The organism is Streptomyces sp. NBC_00663, from assembly GCF_036226885.1.
Lineage (GTDB): Bacteria > Actinomycetota > Actinomycetes > Streptomycetales > Streptomycetaceae > Streptomyces.
The window spans coordinates 2910538-2927412 of sequence record NZ_CP109027.1 but is presented as its reverse complement, the minus strand read 5'-3'; the positions used below and the strand labels follow the sequence as shown (position 1 = coordinate 2927412).

Genomic DNA, 16875 nt, shown 5'->3' with positions numbered 1-16875 from the left:
GCGAGGTATGGGAACCAAGACAGTGGACGAGACCGGGACCGAGATCGGCCCCGAGGAGACGACCGACGAGGAGAAGCTGGACGTCACCAAGGTCGACGAAACGACCAAGGCCGACGAGACGACCGAGGCCGACGCCGATGACACCGACGACCTCGACGAGCCCGAGGGCCTCGCCGACACCGAGCAGGAGGGCCCGACCGGCGTCGGTCAGGGCGCGGGCGCCGTGGTCTCCGCCGCGCTCGGCCTCGTCTCGCTCACCGGCGGCTGGATCGCCACCGTCGCCGCCGCCCGCGAGACCCTCGTGGGCCAGCTCCAGACCTCGTCGACCGCGACCGTCGCCACGCAGGTCAAGGAGGTGTACGGCGACGCCTGGCACACCACCGCGCTCTGGGGCGGCCTCTTCGCGCTCGCCGCGCTGATCGTCGGCGTCGTCGTGCTGGCCCGGCCCGCCTTCGGGACACCCGGCAAGCCGCAGGCCGTCTGGATCAAGTCGGTCTCCTGGGCGGGCGTCGCGCTCGGCGTCATCGGCCTGCTCCTGGCCGTCCTCAAGTACACCGACGTCCTGCTCGGACTGCCTTCCACCAGCTGAGTCGTCGCAGGCCACGAGGGGTCTTAGAACCGCCGTAAGCACCTTAGGCGGTCTCTGAGGCCCCTCACGCACGTCTAAGGCCCCGCCGGCCGCCGAAGATGCGGAACTCTCCCGATGTGGCGCACCCGCCTTGGAGACGAAGGTTGAGGCATCGCAGAAAGCGAAGCACGAAGCCGAATCTCACAAGGGACACCACATGTACGAGTACGAGCTCTCCCAGCTCCGTTCCGACGAACTGATCCGCGAGGCTCAGCACGATCGTCTCGTCCGCGAGGCGGTCCAGGGCCGCCGCGCCGCCCGCCGCGAGGCAGCCGGCCGCGAGGCCGAGAGCGAGGTGCATACCGGGCGCTCCCGCCGGCACCGGTTCCTGCGCACCGCATGAGCGCCGGGGGGAGGGAGGACGGCCGCACGCCGACCACGGACACGGCCGTCCTCCCCGCAGCCGAGGCACCACGGACGATCAAAGCTCCACCGGCATCCGACGCCGTCCCGCACGCCGGGGCGGCGTCGGAGGGCGTTTCCCTGCCCGCGCGGGCCCACAGCTCCCTCCCCGCGCGGGACGGCAAGATCGCGCCCTGGGCGAAAACCGGTGCCGCGCTGTCGGACCCGCGTGCGATGCTCGGGCCCGTGGAGACCAGGTCCGTCAGTCCCGTGTTCGTCGGTCGCTCCGGCGAACTCGACACCTTGAACGACGCGCTCGCCCGTGCCGCCGCGGGGGAGCCCCAGGCGTTGCTGATCGGCGGCGAGGCCGGGGTCGGCAAGACGCGTCTTGTCGAGGAGTTCGCGACCACCGCCTGCGGCCGGGGCGCGGTCGTCGCACTCGGCGGCTGTGTCGAGATCGGCGCCGACGGACTGCCCTTCGCCCCCTTCTCCACCGCCCTGCGCGCCCTGCGCCGCGAGCTGCCCGACGAACTCGCCGCCGCGGCTGCCGGACAGGAGGAGGAACTGGCCCGGCTCCTGCCCGAACTGGGCGAGGCGCCCGCCGGACGCCATGACGAGCAGAGCATGGCCCGTCTCTTCGAACTCACCGCCCGCCTCCTGGAACGTGTCGCCGCCGACCGCACCGTCGTCGTCGCCCTTGAGGACCTCCACTGGGCCGACGCCTCCACCCGCCACCTCCTGGCCTACCTCTTCCGCACCCTGCGCACCGGCCGCCTCGTCGTCGTCGCCACCTATCGCGCCGACGACATCCACCGCCGCCACCCCCTGCGCCCCCTGCTCGCCGAACTCGACCGGCTGCGCACCGTCCGCCGCCTCGAACTCGGCCGCTTCAACCGCACCGAGGTCGGCCGCCAGATCGCCGGCATCCTCGCCGCCGAACCCGACCCGGCGCAGGTCGACGAGATCTTCGAACGCTCCGACGGCAACGCCTTCTTCGTCGAGGAACTCGCCGTCGCCGCCCACGAGGGCTGCTGCACCGGCCTCACCGACTCCCTCCGCGACCTGCTCCTCGTACGGGTCGAAGGGCTGCCGGAGAGCGCCCAGCGGGTCTCCCGGATCGTCGCCGAGGGCGGTTCCACCGTCGAGTACCGGCTGATCGCCGCCGTCGCCCGGCTCGCCGAGGACGACCTCATCGAGGCCCTGCGCGCCGCCGTCAACGCCAACATCCTCAGCGCCGCCCCCGACGGCGACGGCTACCGCTTCCGGCACTCCCTGGTCCGCGAGGCGGTCAGCGACGACCTGCTGCCCGGTGAACGCTCCCGTCTCAACCGCCGCTACGCCGAGGCCCTGGAGGCCGACCCGACCCTGGTCGCGGCCGACGCCCGGGTCATGCGGCTGGCCAGCTACTGGTACCACGCCCATGACGCCGCCAAGGCCCTGCCCGCCGTCCTGGACGCCTCCGTCACCGCCCGCCGTCGGCACGCGTTCTCCGAACAACTCCGGCTCCTCGAACGCGCGATGGAGCTGTGGGACACCGCCCCGGAGGACGTCCGGGCCGCACTGCGCCCCGTCGACTACACCGAGGCCTTCCCGCCCTGCGGCTGCGACCCGGCCACCACCCCGCTCCGCTACCTCGACCTGATGGCCGAGGCCGCCGTCGCCGGCCGGCTCGCCGGCGAACGGGAACGCGCCCTGAAGATCACCAAGCGGGCCCTGCACCTGCTGGAGGAAGAGGGCGACCCGGTCCGCGCCGCCTGGTTCTGGGTGATGCGCTCCCGGCTGGTGCAGGCGCTCGCCCGCGGCAACGGCTGGCCGGAGCTCGCCACCGCCCAGGAGCTGGTGAAGGGGCTGCCGCCCTCCGAGGTGCACGCCGACGTCCTCGCCCACGTCGCCAACTGGTCCATGGTGCACGTCCCCGGTCCCGACGCCTTCACCGCCGCCGAACGCGCCGTGGAGTACGCGCGCATGGTCGGCGCCCGCGAGACCGAGATGAGCGCCCGGCTCACCCTCGGCAGCCTCATCGTCCACGCCGGTGACCTCGAAGCCGGCCTCAAGGAGATGTACGAGGTCAGACGGCAGACCACCGAGAACGGCATGACCGCCATCGCCGCCCGCGTCTACGTCAATCTCCCCGACGCCCTCGAAGCCGTCGGCCGCTCCGCCGAAGCCGTGCCCATCCTGGAGGAAGGCGTCGCCCACACCCGGAAGTTCGGCCTCCTCGACAGCGAGGCCTGGGTCTGGGGCAACCTCGCCGAGTCCCTCTTCAGCCTCGGCCGCTGGGACGAGGCCGCCACGGCCGCCGGCAAGTCGGAACACGTCGGCCAGAGCGCGATACCCCGCGGCTTCCGAGCCACCCTCCGCGCCGAACTCGCCCTCGCCCGCGGCGACCTGGCCGAGTGCGGCAGCCAACTCGCCGCGGCCCGAGCCCACTTCGGCACCCATGACCGCGCACCCCAGCACGAGATGCCCCTCGCCCGCATCTCCATCGGCGTCACCGCGGGCGAAGGCCGCCTCCTGGACGCCCGCGCGACACTCCAGCGCGCCCTGGACGAGGGCTTCCCGCCCGACACCCAGCGCTACGGCTGGCCGCTCCTCCTGGCCGCCGCCGCAGCGGAGGCCGACGCGCTCGGCCTGCCTGCCACCGCCGCCGGCCGCGCCGAGATCCTCCAGGGCATCCGCAACGCCGCCAAGACCCTGACCACCAACGCGCCTGTCTGGCACGCCTACGAACACTGGGTCCGCGCCGAACTGCTGCGCGCCGAGGGGCACAGCGACCCGGACGACTGGGCCGCGGTCACCGCCGCCTTCGAAACCCTGGACCGCCCCTACGACCTCGCCCGCGTCCGCCACCGCCTCGCCGAGTCCCTCCTCACCGTCGGCGGCGAGGACGAGCGCGACCGCGCCACGGAACTGCTCCGCCTCGCCCACGCCGTCGCCGACCACCTCGGCGCCCGCCCGCTGGCCGACGCCGTCACCCGGCTCGCCCAGCGCGCCCGCCTCGGCCTCGCCCACGCTCCGAAGCAGGCCCCGGCCCCCGCCGACCAGGCCGAGGCCCTCGGCCTCACCGGCCGGGAACGAGATGTGCTGCGCCTGGTCTCCGCCGGACGCACCAACCGCCAGATCGCCGAGGAACTGTTCATCTCCCCGAAGACCGCCAGCGTCCATGTGTCGAACATCCTCGCCAAGCTCGGTGTCTCGGGCCGTGGCGAGGCGGCGGCGGTGGCCCATCGGCTGGGGCTGTTCCCCGCCGAACGGCTCTCGAGTCGGACGGCGGGGTGACGTTCTACGCTGGATGTGACCGGCCTAGGGAGGTCCTGTGTTCAACCCCTTTGAGGAACTGTTCGCACCCGGTCGAAAACACACCCGAGACGAACAGAACCGACTGGAACTGACGCGGGTCGACGTGGGTGACGGCGACCCCGGACACGGGCCGATAGATCTCTCGTCGGGGAAGGTCGTCGTACGCCGCCCGGAGCCGGACGAGACGCCGGAGGAGACACAGGAGGAAACGCGGGACGAGCCTTCTGCGTAGGCAGTGGGTCAGCTCACCTGGATCTCCAGAATCCGGTCGTCACCGTCCTTCGGGTCCCCCCGTCCGTCCGTGTTGCTGGTGACCAGCCACAGCTTGTCGCCGCCCGCCGACACCACCGTGCGCAGCCGGCCGTACTCGCCCTTCAGGAAGGGCTGGGGGTCGGCGGAGGCCTCCGTGCCCTTCAGCGGGATGCGCCACAGGCGCTGGCCCTTGAGGCCCGCCATCCATATCGAGCCCTCCGCGTAGGCGATACCGCTGGGGGAGGCGTCGTCCGTGGCCCACTGGGCTATCGGGTTGTGGAAGCCGGAGTCGTCCGACCTGCCCTCGGCCTCGGGCCAGCCGTAGTTGTCGCCCGGCTTGATCGCGTTCAGCTCGTCCCATGTGTCCTGGCCGAACTCCGAGGCGAACAGCCGCTGCTCGCGGTCCCAGGCGAGGCCCTGCACATTGCGGTGGCCGTAGGAGTACACGGGGGAGTCGGGGAACGGGTTGCCCGGAGCGGGCTCGCCCTCCGGGGTGAGGCGCAGGATCTTGCCGCCGAGGGACTTCTTGTCCTGGGACAGGCCGGTGTCGCCGCTCTCGCCGGTGCCCGCGTAGAGCATCTTGTCGGGGCCGAAGGCGATCCGGCCGCCGTTGTGGATATAGCCCTTGGGGATGCCCTTGAAGACCGTGTCCGGAGCGCCCAGCTGCTCGCCGGACGGCCTCTTCTCCTCGTACAGCATGCGGACGATGCGGTTGTCCGAAGCCGAGCTGAAGTAGGCGTACACCATGTGGTCCGCGGCGTAGTCGGGGGAGAGGGCCAGGCCCAGGAGACCGCCCTCGCCCGCGGGGGAGACCCCCGGGACCTCGCCCAGCTCCGTCTTCTTGCCGGTCTCCGTGTCGACCCGGGTGATCGTGCCCTTGTCCCGGGAGGAGACGAGCAGATCGCCGTCGGGCAGCGGGGCCAGGCCCCAGGGGGTGTCCAGGCCGGTGGTGACCGTGCGCAGCACCTTCACCGAGCCCTTGGCCGGGGGTGTCTCCTCGGCGGCCCGCTGGGTGGGGGAGGACGCCGACCTCGACGGCGTACCGCTCGGAGTCGCGTCGTCACCGGCGGAGTCCTCACCGTCGCCCGAGGAACAGCCGGCCGCCAGCAGGAGCGTGGTCGCGGCCAACACGGCCGTCACAACTCGACGTTGCACGATCTGGTCCCTTCGACGCGGCGGGTTCTCCTTTTCATACACCGCTCGCGCCTCGCGGGTTCCCGATCTCCACGACCCGATGCGAGCAGGCTGCGCGAAAGCGCTTCACACCCCCAGGATCTCAGCCCCGGCCGCCCGGGGACCTCAGTCCCACGACCCCAGCGCCCCCGGCAGCTCCCCCACCTCGGCCAGGTCCTGGGGCGACAGCCGCAGCCCCGCCGCACCGGCGTTCTCCCTCGCCCACCGCTCCTGTTTGGTGCCCGGCACCGGCACCACGTGCCTGCCCTGGGCCAGGACCCACGCCAGCGCCACCTGCGCCGGGGTGACATCCGTGCCGTGCCGGGTGGCCGCGCGGCGCAGGCCCGCGATGATCGGCTGGTTGGCGGCCATCATCTCGGCCGTGAAGCGGGGGTGGCGGGCGCGCAGGTCGTCCGGTTCGAAGCCCTCGCCCGGCGTCAGCGTGCCGGTCAGGAAGCCGTTGCCCAGCGGCATCGCCGCCAGGAAGCCGATGCCCCGGGCCTCGCACCACGGCAGCAGCGACTCCAGCGCCTCCGGCGACCACACCGACAGCTCCGCCTCCACCGCGCTCACCGGGAAGACCTGCTGCACCCGCTGGAGCTGCTTGATCGTCGCGTCGTAGAGCCGGGCCCCGGAGCGGCGGCCGCCGCGCGCTCCCATCGCGCACAGCCCCAGCGCCCGCACCTTTCCGGCCCGCACCAGCTCCGCCATCGCGCCCCAGGTCTCCTCGACCGGGACCTCGGGGTCCGCGCGATGCAGCTGGTACAGGTCTATGACATCGGTCTGCAGGCGCCGCAGCGAGGCGTCGCACGCCCGCTTCACATAGCCGGGACGGCCGTTGGCCACGATGTGCTGCTCGCCCACCAGCAGGCCGACCTTGGTCGACACGAACGCGTCCTCGCGCCGCTCCTTCAACACCCGCCCCACCAGCAGCTCATTGGTGAACGGGCCGTACATGTCGGCCGTGTCCAGGAGCGTCGTGCCCGCGTCGAGCGCTGTGTGCACGGCCCGCAGCGACTCCTCGCCCCGCTGCCGTGACCCGCTGTACGCCCAGCTCATCGGCATACAGCCGAGTCCGACGGCCCCCACCGCGAGTGCCCCCGCGCCGATCGTCCTGCGCTCCACCTGCTCGTGACCTTCCTTCTTCCGGCACCCCACAACCTAACCTCTGCGTGCTCACACGCCTGACATAGCCTCGTGACCATGACCGCTGACGTATGGCTCCCCATCCCGCCGGACGAGATCGCAGGGCTCCCCGAGGGCCCGAACTACCTGTTCTGGGACGGGGGTGAGACGGGGGAGCAGGAGTTCCCCGGGGACCCGGCCGACTGCGTCGTCTACGTGGTGCCGTACATGAAGCGGCAGCCCGTGAAGGTCCGCCCGCTGAAGGAGATGCGCAACCTCCAGCTCGTCCAGACACTCACCGCCGGCGTCGACGACGTCATGGCACAACTGTCCGACCTCGCACCCGGCGTACGGCTGTGCAACGCGCGCGGTGTGCACGAGGCGAGCACCGCCGAGCTCGCCCTCACCCTGACCCTCGCCTCCCTGCGCGGCATCCCCGGATTCGTGCGGGCCCAGCAACAGGAGGACTGGCAGGGCGACTTCCGCCCCGCGCTCGCCGACAAGAACGTCCTCATCGTCGGGTACGGGTCCATCGGGGCCGCCATCGAGGACCGGCTCGTACCGTTCGAGGTCGCGCGGGTGGCGCGCGTCGCGCGCTCCCCGCGCACCACGGAGCGCGGACCGGTGCACCCGCTCACCGACCTGCCCGCCCTGCTGCCCGAGGCCGACGTCGTCATCCTCTCCACGCCGCTGAACGACTCCACCCGCGGCCTGGTGAACGCCGAGTTCCTGGCCCGGATGAAGGACGGCGCCCTCCTCGTGAACGTCGCGCGCGGGGGCGTCGTCGACACCAAGGCGCTCCTCGCCGAGCTGGAGAGCGGCCGTATCACCGCCGCCCTGGACGTGGTGGACCCCGAGCCGCTTCCCAAGGGGCACCCCCTCTGGCAGGCGCCGGGCGTCCTCATCAGCCCGCACGTCGGCGGACCCACGTCCGCGTTCCTGCCGCGCGCGAAGCGGCTCCTGGTGGACCAGTTGGGACGTTTCGTGAACCGGGAACCCCTGCGCAACGTGATCCTTACGACGGGTTCTGCGAGCGAGTAGATCTGCCGAGCAACAACCGCGAAATCCGCTTCCGGTACCCTCCGCAATCCTCCGGACGCGGTCCGTACTCACGTCGCCGCTGGTCGTCACGGAGCGTAGAGGAACTATGTCCCTGAGTGACGAGACTGGTGTATCGTCCCGACAGGGGCTGCGCCGCGCACCGTTCGGCGCCGGGGACGCACATTTCAGACTGTGAGGGGGGCGACGGGCGATGCACGGCCTATGGGCGAACGATCCGACGCGGCGGGGCAGCCGGCGGCGACCCTGGCACACGGCCGCGCGCAGACGCGGTCACCACGGCAGCCACAACTGCCGTCACAGCCATCACCACCGCAGGCACAGCTGCCGCAAGAGGCATGCGCACCCAGCGACCCGGGAGCCGCTGGACCCCGGGGCACAGCGGACCTGGAGGGTCCGGTGAGCTCGCCGCCGCCTCCCACGACCACCCTCAACGGAGCGCTCCGGGACCGGCCTTCGCCAGGGTTGCTGCTGTCCCGCCCGCCGTCCGCCGGCAGCGGGGCGAGCCTGGTCCACCAACTCGTCCTGGCCCTGATCTGCGCGGGATACGCCGTCGGTTCCGCGCTCGGCTGGGGTTCGGACGAACTGGCCCTGATCATGGGCGACTTCGGGCTGAGCGCCGCGGCGGGCATCGCCGCCGTGTCCTGCTTCCTCTACGCCCGTCGCCGCCGTATCCGCTTTCGACCGGCCTGGCTGCTGTTCGCGCTCTCCTCGGCCATGGCCTCCCTCGGCAACCTGGTCTGGGGGTGGTACGAGGTCGTCCTGGAACGGCCGGTGCCGAGCCCCAGTTACGCCGACGCCTTCTTCCTGTGCTTCGCGCCGCCCGCCATCGTGGGCCTGCTGGTCCTCGCCAAACGGCCGGTGACGAAGGCCGGTTGGGTCTGTCTCTCGCTCGACGCCTGGCTGATCGGCGGCTCGCTGCTCACGCTGTCGTGGAGCCTCGCGCTCGCCCAGGCGGCCAAGTCCGAGGGACCCAGCGTCGCGCACACCGCGCTGTCGCTCGCCTATCCGCTGCTCGACATCGCCCTGGTCAGCATGGTGCTCGCGCTGCACTTCCGGCGCTCGGCGGTCAACCGCTCCGCGGTCAACACCGCGATCGGCGCGCTCGCCCTGACCGTGATGTGCGACGCCCTGTTCACCTCACCGCTGCTGCACAACAACTACCGCTCCGGCCAGCTGCTGGACGCGGGCTGGTTCGCCGGCTCGCTGCTCCTCGCCTACGCGCCCTGGGTCGCACCCCGCCCCGGGCAACCGGACGACGAGCCGCACACGCGCGTGGTGCACGAACACCTGCCGAGGCGGCGCGGCGGCGTCCAGCACCACCCGCCCGCACCGCCGCCGGGAGGCGATCACAGCCGGTATCCGGCCGCCCGGCCGATCGCCGGCTCCCTGGCCGCCCTCACGCCCTACCTCGCCGCCGCCGTGTGCACGCTGGGCATCCTCTACAACGTGCTCAACGGCCGCAGCGTCGACCGCGTCGTGCTGCTCACCTGCGGCACCGTCGTGCTCGCCCTCGTGGTGCGCCAGGGCATCATGCTGCTCGACAACATCACCCTCACCCAGGAACTGGCCCAGAAGGAGAGCCACTTCCGCTCCCTGGTGCAGGGTTCCAGCGACGTCATCATGATCGCCGCGCCCAACGGCATCCTCCGCTACGTCTCCCCGGCCGCCGCCGGGGTCTACGGACGCACCGCCGAGGAACTCGTCGGTACGGAACTGGCCCATCTCATCCATCCGGAGGACCTGGGCTGTGTGGTGCACGAGGTGCGCCGCTTCCTCGCCGCCAGCCCGCCCGAGGAACCCACCACCCGCATCGAGTGCCGCTTCAAGTCCGGCGACGGCGGCTGGCTCAACGTGGAGTCCACCGTCAACCGTCACCACGGCGGCCTCATCTTCAACAGCCGGGACGTGACCGAGCGGGTGCGCCTCCAGGCGCAGCTCCAGCACAACGCCGAGCACGACCCGCTCACCGACCTGCCCAACCGCGCCCTGTTCACCAGGCGCGTCCAGCAGGCCCTGTCCGGCCGCCGTTCCTCCGACCGCGGCACAGCCGTCCTCTTCATCGACCTCGACGGCTTCAAGGCCGTCAACGACACGATCGGGCACCAGGCCGGGGATGAACTGCTCGTCCAGGCCGCCCGCAGACTCCAGGACGCGGTCCGGTACGGCGACACCGCCTCCCGGCTGGGCGGCGACGAGTTCGCGGCCCTGATCGTCGGCGACGGCACCCGGGACCGCTCCGCCAGGGAACGCCACATCCTGGAGCTCGCCGACCGACTCAGGATCACGCTCTCGCAGCCCTATCTCATCGACGGCAACGATGTCCGGGTCGCCGCCTCCATCGGCGTCGCCTTCTCCGAGCCGGGCCTCGGCGCGGGCGAGATCCTGCGCAACGCCGACCTGGCGATGTACCGCGCCAAGTCGGCCGGAAAGGGCCGCGTCGAGCTGTACGCGCCGCAGATGCAACAGGACGTCGTACGCAAGGCGGAACTGGCCACCCGGCTGCGTGCCGCGCTGCACGACGGCGAGTTCGCGCTGCTGCACCAGCCCGTGGTCTGTCTGGAGGACGGCCGGATCACGTCGGTCGCCGCCCAGGCGCGCTGGCGTTCCTCGCAGGGTGTGCTGTTCACGCCGGCCGAGTTCCTGCGGGTCGCCGAGGACAGCGACAAGACGCAGGAGCTAGGCCGCTGGATCCTTGAGGAGGCCGTGGGGCAGGCCGCCGAGCGCACCGGGACCGGGGTGTCCGTGCCGGTGACGGTCCGGATGAGTGCCCGCCGGCTCCTCGACCGGTCGCTGCCGCCCGGCTCGATCGAGGCGCTGCTGACCCGGCACGGACTGCCGTCCGGGTCCCTGCTGATCGAGCTGTCCGAGACCGACCCCCGGGTCTCCCTGGACGAGCTGGAGCGCCGGCTGGCCGCCCTGCGGCGGCTCGGTGTCCGGATCGCGCTCGACGGCTTCGGCAGCGGGTACGCGGCGATCACCGCCCTGCGCAGACTCCCCGTGGACGTGCTCAAGCTCGACCGCAGCCTGGTCGACGGGGTGGTGGAGTCCGCTCGGCTGCACAAGATCACCAGCGGGCTGCTCAGGATCGCCGGGGATCTCGGGCTCCAGTCCGTGGCCGACGGCGTGGACCTGCCGGAGCAGGTCGTGGCGTTGCGGGCGATGGGCTGCACCCACGGACAGGGGATGGCGTTCTCCGGCCCGCTGGACGAGTACCGGCTGCGCCGGGCGCTCACTTCCGGCCACTTTCCGGTGCCGCACGGACCGGCCGAACCCGCGTTCGCGGGGGGTGGCGCGGGGGTGTACACAAGTGGTGTCCCCGCCGTACTCGGGGGCGGAACCGCTGTCCTCGGAGGCGGAAGTGCCCTTCGCTCACATAATGAGACTCCCGTCCCACCCACTTGACACGTGGTGCGCGCCGGGGGGAGGGTCAATGCCATGCGCACCCGAATTCTCGTACTTGGAAAGCGCGTCGGCTGAAGCTGAGCCTCGACCGCTCAGCGACCACTCCCGGCGCGCTCCCCTCGCTTGCCTTACGGCACGAGGGGTTTTTTGTTGCACAGGCACTGAGCGTAAAACCGCTTAAAACGTACGAACCTCGCAAAAACCCTCAGCATCGAGAAGAGAATGACGATGACCGAGCAGGCCACCGGGGCCCACCATCCGCAGCCGCGGCCCCGATCCGGAGGACAGCAGTCCCCTCCCGAGAGCGTCACGGGCGCGAAGTCGCTCATCCGTTCGCTTGAAGAGGTCGGCGTCGACACGGTATTCGGTATCCCCGGCGGCACGATCCTGCCGGCGTACGACCCGATGATGGACTCCACCCGGGTGCGTCACGTCCTGGTCCGCCACGAGCAGGGCGCCGGTCACGCGGCCACGGGTTACGCGCAGGCCACCGGCAAGGTCGGTGTCTGCATGGCGACCTCGGGGCCGGGCGCGACCAACCTGGTGACCCCGATCGCGGACGCGAACATGGACTCGGTGCCGCTCGTGGCGATCACCGGCCAGGTGGTCTCGAAGGCGATCGGCACGGACGCCTTCCAGGAGGCGGACATCGTCGGCATCACGATGCCGATCACCAAGCACAGCTTCCTGGTCACCAAGGCCGAGGACATCCCGCGGACCATCGCGCAGGCGTTCCACATCGCCTCCACCGGCCGCCCCGGCCCGGTGCTGGTGGACATCCCCAAGGACATCCTCCAGGCGCAGACCACGTTCTCCTGGCCGCCGGTCATGGACCTGCCCGGCTACCGCCCGGTGATCAAGCCGCACGCCAAGCAGATCCGCGAGGCCGCGAAGCTCATCACGGCCGCCAAGCGGCCCGTCCTCTACGTCGGCGGCGGCGTCATCAAGGCCCAGGCCACCGCCGAGCTGAAGGTCCTCGCAGAACTCACCGGAGCGCCCGTCACCACCACCCTGATGGCGCTCGGCGCATTCCCCGACAGCCACCCGCTGCACGTGGGAATGCCGGGCATGCACGGTGCGGTCACCGCCGTCACCGCGTTGCAGAAGGCCGACCTGATCGTCGCCCTCGGAGCCCGCTTCGACGACCGCGTCACCGGCAAGCTGGACAGCTTCGCCCCGTACGCCAAGATCGTCCACGCCGACATCGACCCCGCGGAGATCGGCAAGAACCGCACCGCGGACGTGCCGATCGTCGGTGACGCCCGTGAGGTCATCGCCGACCTGGTCCAGGCCGTGCAGAAGGAGCACAGCGAGGGCCACCAGGGCGATTACACCGCCTGGTGGAAGGACCTCAACCGCTGGCGCGAGACCTACCCGCTGGGCTACGACCACCCGAGCGACGGCACGCTCTCCCCGCAGCAGGTCATCGAGCGCATCGGGCAGCTCGCGCCCGAGGGCACGATCTTCGCCGCGGGCGTCGGCCAGCACCAGATGTGGGCCGCGCACTACGTCCAGTACGAGAAGCCCGCCACCTGGCTGAACTCCGGCGGCGCCGGAACCATGGGCTACGCGGTCCCGGCCGCGATGGGCGCCAAGGCCGGCGCGCCGGACCAGACGGTCTGGGCGATCGACGGCGACGGCTGCTTCCAGATGACCAACCAGGAACTCACCACCTGCGCCCTGAACAACATCCCGATCAAGGTCGCCATCATCAACAACGGCGCCCTCGGGATGGTCCGCCAGTGGCAGACCCTCTTCTACAACCAGCGGTACTCCAACACCGTGCTCCACAGCGGCCCCGAGGACGTCAACCCGGACGCCCGCGGCACCCGCGTCCCCGACTTCGTGAAGCTGTCGGAGGCCATGGGCTGCTACGCGATCCGCTGCGAGGACCCGGCCGACCTCGACAAGGTCATCGAAGAGGCGAACTCCATCAACGACCGCCCGGTCGTCGTCGACTTCATCGTCCACGAGGACGCCATGGTGTGGCCGATGGTCGCCGCCGGCACCTCCAACGACGAGATCATGGCCGCCCGGGACGTCCGCCCCGACTTCGGCGACAACGAAGACGACTGAGCGAGAGAGACGTAAAGATCATGTCCAAGCACACGCTCTCCGTCCTGGTGGAGAACAAGCCCGGCATCCTGGCCCGCATCGCGGCCCTGTTCTCCCGCCGCGGCTTCAACATCGACTCGCTCGCCGTCGGGGTCACCGAGCACGCCGACATCTCCCGCATCACGATCGTGGTGAGTGTCGACGCGCTGCCCCTGGAGCAGGTCACCAAGCAGCTCAACAAGCTGGTCGAGGTGCTCAAGATCGTCGAGCTGGAGCCGTCGAGCGCCGTTCAGCGTGAACTCGTTCTGGTGAAGGTGCGCGCCGACAACGAGACGCGCTCCCAGATCGTCGAGATCGTCCAGCTGTTCCGCGCCAAGACCGTCGACGTCTCCCCGGAGGCCGTCACCATCGAGGCCACCGGCGGCAGCGACAAGCTGGAGGCCATGCTCAAGATGCTGGAGCCCTTCGGCATCAAGGAGCTCGTCCAGTCCGGCACGATCGCGATCGGCCGCGGCGCGCGTTCGATCACCGACCGTTCGCTGCGCGCGCTCGACCGAAGCGCGTAAGGCCGGGCACGGGCGGCGGCGCGGGCCGTCGCCCGTATGGCGAGACCCCGAGACTTCACTTCAGCCCGCCGTCATACGGTGGGACGCAACACCTGCACTCAAGGAGAGAACCCAAAGTGGCCGAGCTGTTCTACGACGCCGACGCCGACCTGTCCATCATCCAGGGCCGCAAGGTCGCGGTCATCGGTTACGGCAGCCAGGGCCACGCCCACGCGCTGTCGCTCCGTGACTCGGGCGTCGACGTCCGAGTCGGTCTGCACGAGGGCTCCAAGTCCAAGGCCAAGGCCGAGGAGCAGGGCCTGCGCGTGGTGACGCCGTCGGAGGCCGCCGCCGAGGCCGACGTCATCATGATCCTGGTGCCGGACCCGATCCAGGCCCAGGTCTACGAGGAGTCCATCAAGGACAACCTCAACGAGGGCGACGCGCTGTTCTTCGGTCACGGTCTGAACATCCGCTTCGACTTCATCAAGCCCCCGGCCGGCGTGGACGTCTGCATGGTCGCCCCGAAGGGCCCGGGTCACCTCGTGCGTCGTCAGTACGAGGAGGGTCGCGGCGTTCCGTGCATCGCGGCCGTCGAGCAGGACGCCACGGGCAACGCCTTCGCGCTGGCCCTGTCGTACGCCAAGGGCATCGGTGGCACCCGCGCGGGCGTCATCAAGACGACCTTCACCGAGGAGACCGAGACCGACCTCTTCGGTGAGCAGGCCGTTCTCTGTGGTGGTACGGCCGCGCTGGTGAAGGCCGGTTTCGAGACGCTGACCGAGGCGGGCTACCAGCCGGAGATCGCGTACTTCGAGTGCCTGCACGAGCTGAAGCTCATCGTCGACCTCATGTACGAGGGCGGCCTGGAGAAGATGCGCTGGTCCGTCTCCGAGACCGCCGAGTGGGGCGACTACGTCACCGGCCCGCGCATCATCACCGACGCCACCAAGGCCGAGATGAAGAAGGTCCTGGCCGAGATCCAGGACGGCACCTTCGCGCGTGAGTGGATGGCCGAGTACCACGGCGGTCTGAAGAAGTACAACGAGTACAAGCAGCAGGACTCCGAGCACCTCCTGGAGACCACCGGCAAGCAGCTGCGCAAGCTGATGAGCTGGGTCGACGAGGAGGCGTAAGTCCTCGAACGACGGGGCCGGAGCGGCATGCTCCGGCCCCGTTGTCCAACCTGTCCGACCACGGACGGGTGATCCTTCCGCAGCGGCGTAAATGCCCAGTGGCCACGCCACTACACTGCTGCACTACATACGCGTCAGGCCCACAGCGTCGTGCGTCTTCCACGCGGCCAGTAACCTCCACCGCCTGCGGCCGTCGGGACGGCCGTCCGCATTGGACATGTGAGGACTCACGTGAGCTCGAAACCTGTCGTACTCATCGCTGAAGAGCTGTCGCCCGCGACCGTCGACGCGCTTGGCCCCGACTTCGAGATCCGGCAGTGCAACGGCGCGGACCGCGCCGAGCTGCTGCCGGCCATCGCCGATGTCGACGCGATCCTGATCCGCTCCGCCACCAAGGTGGACGCAGAGGCGATCGCCGCCGCGAACAAGCTGAAGGTCGTCGCACGAGCCGGCGTCGGCCTGGACAACGTGGACGTCTCCGCCGCCACCAAGGCCGGCGTGATGGTCGTCAACGCCCCGACCTCCAACATCGTGACCGCCGCCGAGCTGGCCTGTGGTCTGCTCCTGGCCACCGCGCGGCACATCCCGCAGGCCAACTCGGCGCTGAAGAACGGCGAGTGGAAGCGGAGCAAGTACACGGGCGTCGAGCTCGCCGAGAAGACCCTCGGTGTCGTGGGCCTCGGGCGCATCGGCGCGCTCGTCGCGCAGCGCATGTCCGCCTTCGGGATGAAGGTCGTCGCCTACGACCCCTACATCCAGCCCGCGCGCGCCGCGCAGATGGGCGTCAAGGTGCTGTCCCTGGACGAGCTCCTCGAGGTCTCCGACTTCATCACCGTCCACCTGCCCAAGACCCCCGAGACGGTCGGTCTGATCGGCGACGAGGCCCTGCACAAGGTCAAGCCGAGCGTGCGGATCGTCAACGCCGCGCGCGGTGGCATCGTCGACGAGGCGGCGCTGTTCTCCGCCCTCAAGGAGGGCCGGGTCGCCGGCGCCGGTCTCGACGTGTACGCGAAGGAGCCCTGCACGGACTCCCCGCTCTTCGAGCTCGACCAGGTCGTCTGCACCCCGCACCTCGGCGCCTCCACCGACGAGGCCCAGGAGAAGGCCGGTATCGCGGTGGCGCGGTCCGTCCGTCTCGCGCTCGCCGGTGAGCTGGTCCCGGACGCGGTGAACGTCCAGGGCGGTGTCATCGCCGAGGACGTCAAGCCGGGTCTGCCGCTCGCCGAGCGCCTCGGCCGGATCTTCACCGCGCTCGCCGGCGAGGTCGCGGTCCGCCTCGACGTCGAGGTGTACGGCGAGATCACCCAGCACGACGTGAAGGTGCTGGAGCTGTCCGCCCTCAAGGGTGTCTTCGAGGACGTCGTCGACGAGACGGTCTCCTACGTCAACGCCCCGCTGTTCGCGCAGGAGCGCGGCGTCGAGGTGCGGCTGACGACCAGCTCGGAGTCGTCGGACCACCGCAACGTGGTCACCGTGCGCGGCACGCTCAGCAGCGGCGAGGAGGTGTCGGTCTCCGGCACGCTGGCCGGTCCGAAGCACCTCCAGAAGATCGTGGCCGTGGGCGAGTACGACGTGGACCTGGCCCTCGCCGACCACATGGTCGTCCTGCGCTACGAGGACCGTCCCGGTGTCGTCGGCACCGTGGGCCGGATCTTCGGCGAGGCCGGCATCAACATCGCCGGTATGCAGGTCGCCCGCGCGGCGGTCGGCGGCGAGGCGCTGGCCGTCCTGACCGTCGACGACACCGTGCCCGCCGGCGTGCTGGCCGAGGTCGAGGCGGAGATCGGCGCGACGTCGGCGCGTGCCGTGAACCTGGTCTGACGTACCACGCGAAAAGGCGGGGCGCGCCGAGGTC

Annotated in this window: 12 protein-coding genes; 10 read left to right on the top strand and 2 right to left on the bottom strand. The window is 70.8% G+C overall.

The window, feature by feature from the left end; genetic code table 11:
- Nucleotides 1-7 precede the first annotated feature (7 nt).
- From OG866_RS13070 to OG866_RS13055, 4 genes are all read left to right on the top strand, one after another.
- On the top strand, nucleotides 8-589 hold the full coding sequence (locus tag OG866_RS13070) for a hypothetical protein (protein ID WP_329334398.1): 582 nt from the start codon (nucleotides 8-10) through the stop codon (nucleotides 587-589).
- Nucleotides 590-785: 196 nt separating this feature from the next.
- Nucleotides 786-971, top strand: a complete 186-nt coding sequence (locus OG866_RS13065) for a hypothetical protein (RefSeq protein ID WP_329334397.1) — start codon at nucleotides 786-788, stop codon at nucleotides 969-971.
- A 233-nt stretch (nucleotides 972-1204) separates the two neighbouring features.
- On the top strand, nucleotides 1205-4249 hold the full coding sequence (locus tag OG866_RS13060; protein ID WP_329344073.1) for a helix-turn-helix transcriptional regulator: 3045 nt from the start codon (nucleotides 1205-1207) through the stop codon (nucleotides 4247-4249).
- 37 nt (nucleotides 4250-4286) lie between these two features.
- Complete coding sequence (locus tag OG866_RS13055) at nucleotides 4287-4502, top strand: DUF6191 domain-containing protein (RefSeq protein WP_329334396.1); 216 nt, start codon at nucleotides 4287-4289, stop codon at nucleotides 4500-4502.
- 8 nt (nucleotides 4503-4510) lie between these two features.
- On the opposite strand, the gene OG866_RS13050 is transcribed toward OG866_RS13055, so the two are convergent.
- Both OG866_RS13050 and OG866_RS13045 read right to left on the bottom strand, forming a co-directional pair.
- Nucleotides 4511-5662 carry a PQQ-dependent sugar dehydrogenase gene (locus tag OG866_RS13050; RefSeq protein WP_329344071.1) on the bottom strand — a complete coding sequence of 384 codons (1152 nt, stop codon included), beginning with the start codon at nucleotides 5660-5662 and terminating at the stop codon, nucleotides 4511-4513.
- Nucleotides 5663-5821: 159 nt separating this feature from the next.
- Nucleotides 5822-6820, bottom strand: coding sequence for an aldo/keto reductase (locus OG866_RS13045; RefSeq protein WP_329334394.1), 999 nt, complete (start codon nucleotides 6818-6820; stop codon nucleotides 5822-5824).
- A gap of 78 nt (nucleotides 6821-6898) precedes the next feature.
- Here OG866_RS13045 and OG866_RS13040 point away from each other — a divergent pair, with 78 nt between their 5' ends.
- From OG866_RS13040 to serA, 6 genes are all read left to right on the top strand, one after another.
- A complete protein-coding gene (locus OG866_RS13040; protein ID WP_329334392.1) occupies nucleotides 6899-7861 on the top strand; it encodes a 2-hydroxyacid dehydrogenase in 963 nt (320 codons plus the stop codon).
- A gap of 417 nt (nucleotides 7862-8278) precedes the next feature.
- Nucleotides 8279-11284: a putative bifunctional diguanylate cyclase/phosphodiesterase gene (locus tag OG866_RS13035; protein WP_329334390.1), complete on the top strand. Its 3006-nt coding sequence runs from the start codon at nucleotides 8279-8281 to the stop codon at nucleotides 11282-11284.
- 228 nt (nucleotides 11285-11512) lie between these two features.
- On the top strand, nucleotides 11513-13360 hold the full coding sequence (locus OG866_RS13030; protein WP_329334388.1) for an acetolactate synthase large subunit: 1848 nt from the start codon (nucleotides 11513-11515) through the stop codon (nucleotides 13358-13360).
- A gap of 20 nt (nucleotides 13361-13380) precedes the next feature.
- Nucleotides 13381-13905, top strand: coding sequence for an acetolactate synthase small subunit (gene ilvN / locus OG866_RS13025; protein ID WP_097269318.1), 525 nt, complete (start codon nucleotides 13381-13383; stop codon nucleotides 13903-13905).
- A gap of 116 nt (nucleotides 13906-14021) precedes the next feature.
- Nucleotides 14022-15020 (top strand): ketol-acid reductoisomerase, encoded by a 999-nt coding sequence (gene ilvC / locus OG866_RS13020; protein ID WP_329334385.1) that lies wholly within the window; start codon nucleotides 14022-14024, stop codon nucleotides 15018-15020.
- Nucleotides 15021-15251: 231 nt separating this feature from the next.
- Nucleotides 15252-16841 carry a phosphoglycerate dehydrogenase gene (gene serA, locus OG866_RS13015; RefSeq protein ID WP_329334383.1) on the top strand — a complete coding sequence of 530 codons (1590 nt, stop codon included), beginning with the start codon at nucleotides 15252-15254 and terminating at the stop codon, nucleotides 16839-16841.
- The last annotated feature ends 34 nt before the right edge of the window (nucleotides 16842-16875 follow it).

What these genes read in the sequence shown, in the direction of transcription:
- OG866_RS13070 (WP_329334398.1), top strand. Translation starts at nt 8, where the DNA reads ATGGGAACCAAGACAGTGGACGAGACCGGGACCGAGATCGGCCCCGAG.
- OG866_RS13065 (WP_329334397.1), top strand. Translation starts at nt 786, where the DNA reads ATGTACGAGTACGAGCTCTCCCAGCTCCGTTCCGACGAACTGATCCGC.
- OG866_RS13060 (WP_329344073.1), top strand. Translation starts at nt 1,205, where the DNA reads ATGCTCGGGCCCGTGGAGACCAGGTCCGTCAGTCCCGTGTTCGTCGGT.
- OG866_RS13040 (WP_329334392.1), top strand. Translation starts at nt 6,899, where the DNA reads ATGACCGCTGACGTATGGCTCCCCATCCCGCCGGACGAGATCGCAGGG.
- OG866_RS13030 (WP_329334388.1), top strand. Translation starts at nt 11,513, where the DNA reads ATGACCGAGCAGGCCACCGGGGCCCACCATCCGCAGCCGCGGCCCCGA.
- ilvN (WP_097269318.1), top strand. Translation starts at nt 13,381, where the DNA reads ATGTCCAAGCACACGCTCTCCGTCCTGGTGGAGAACAAGCCCGGCATC.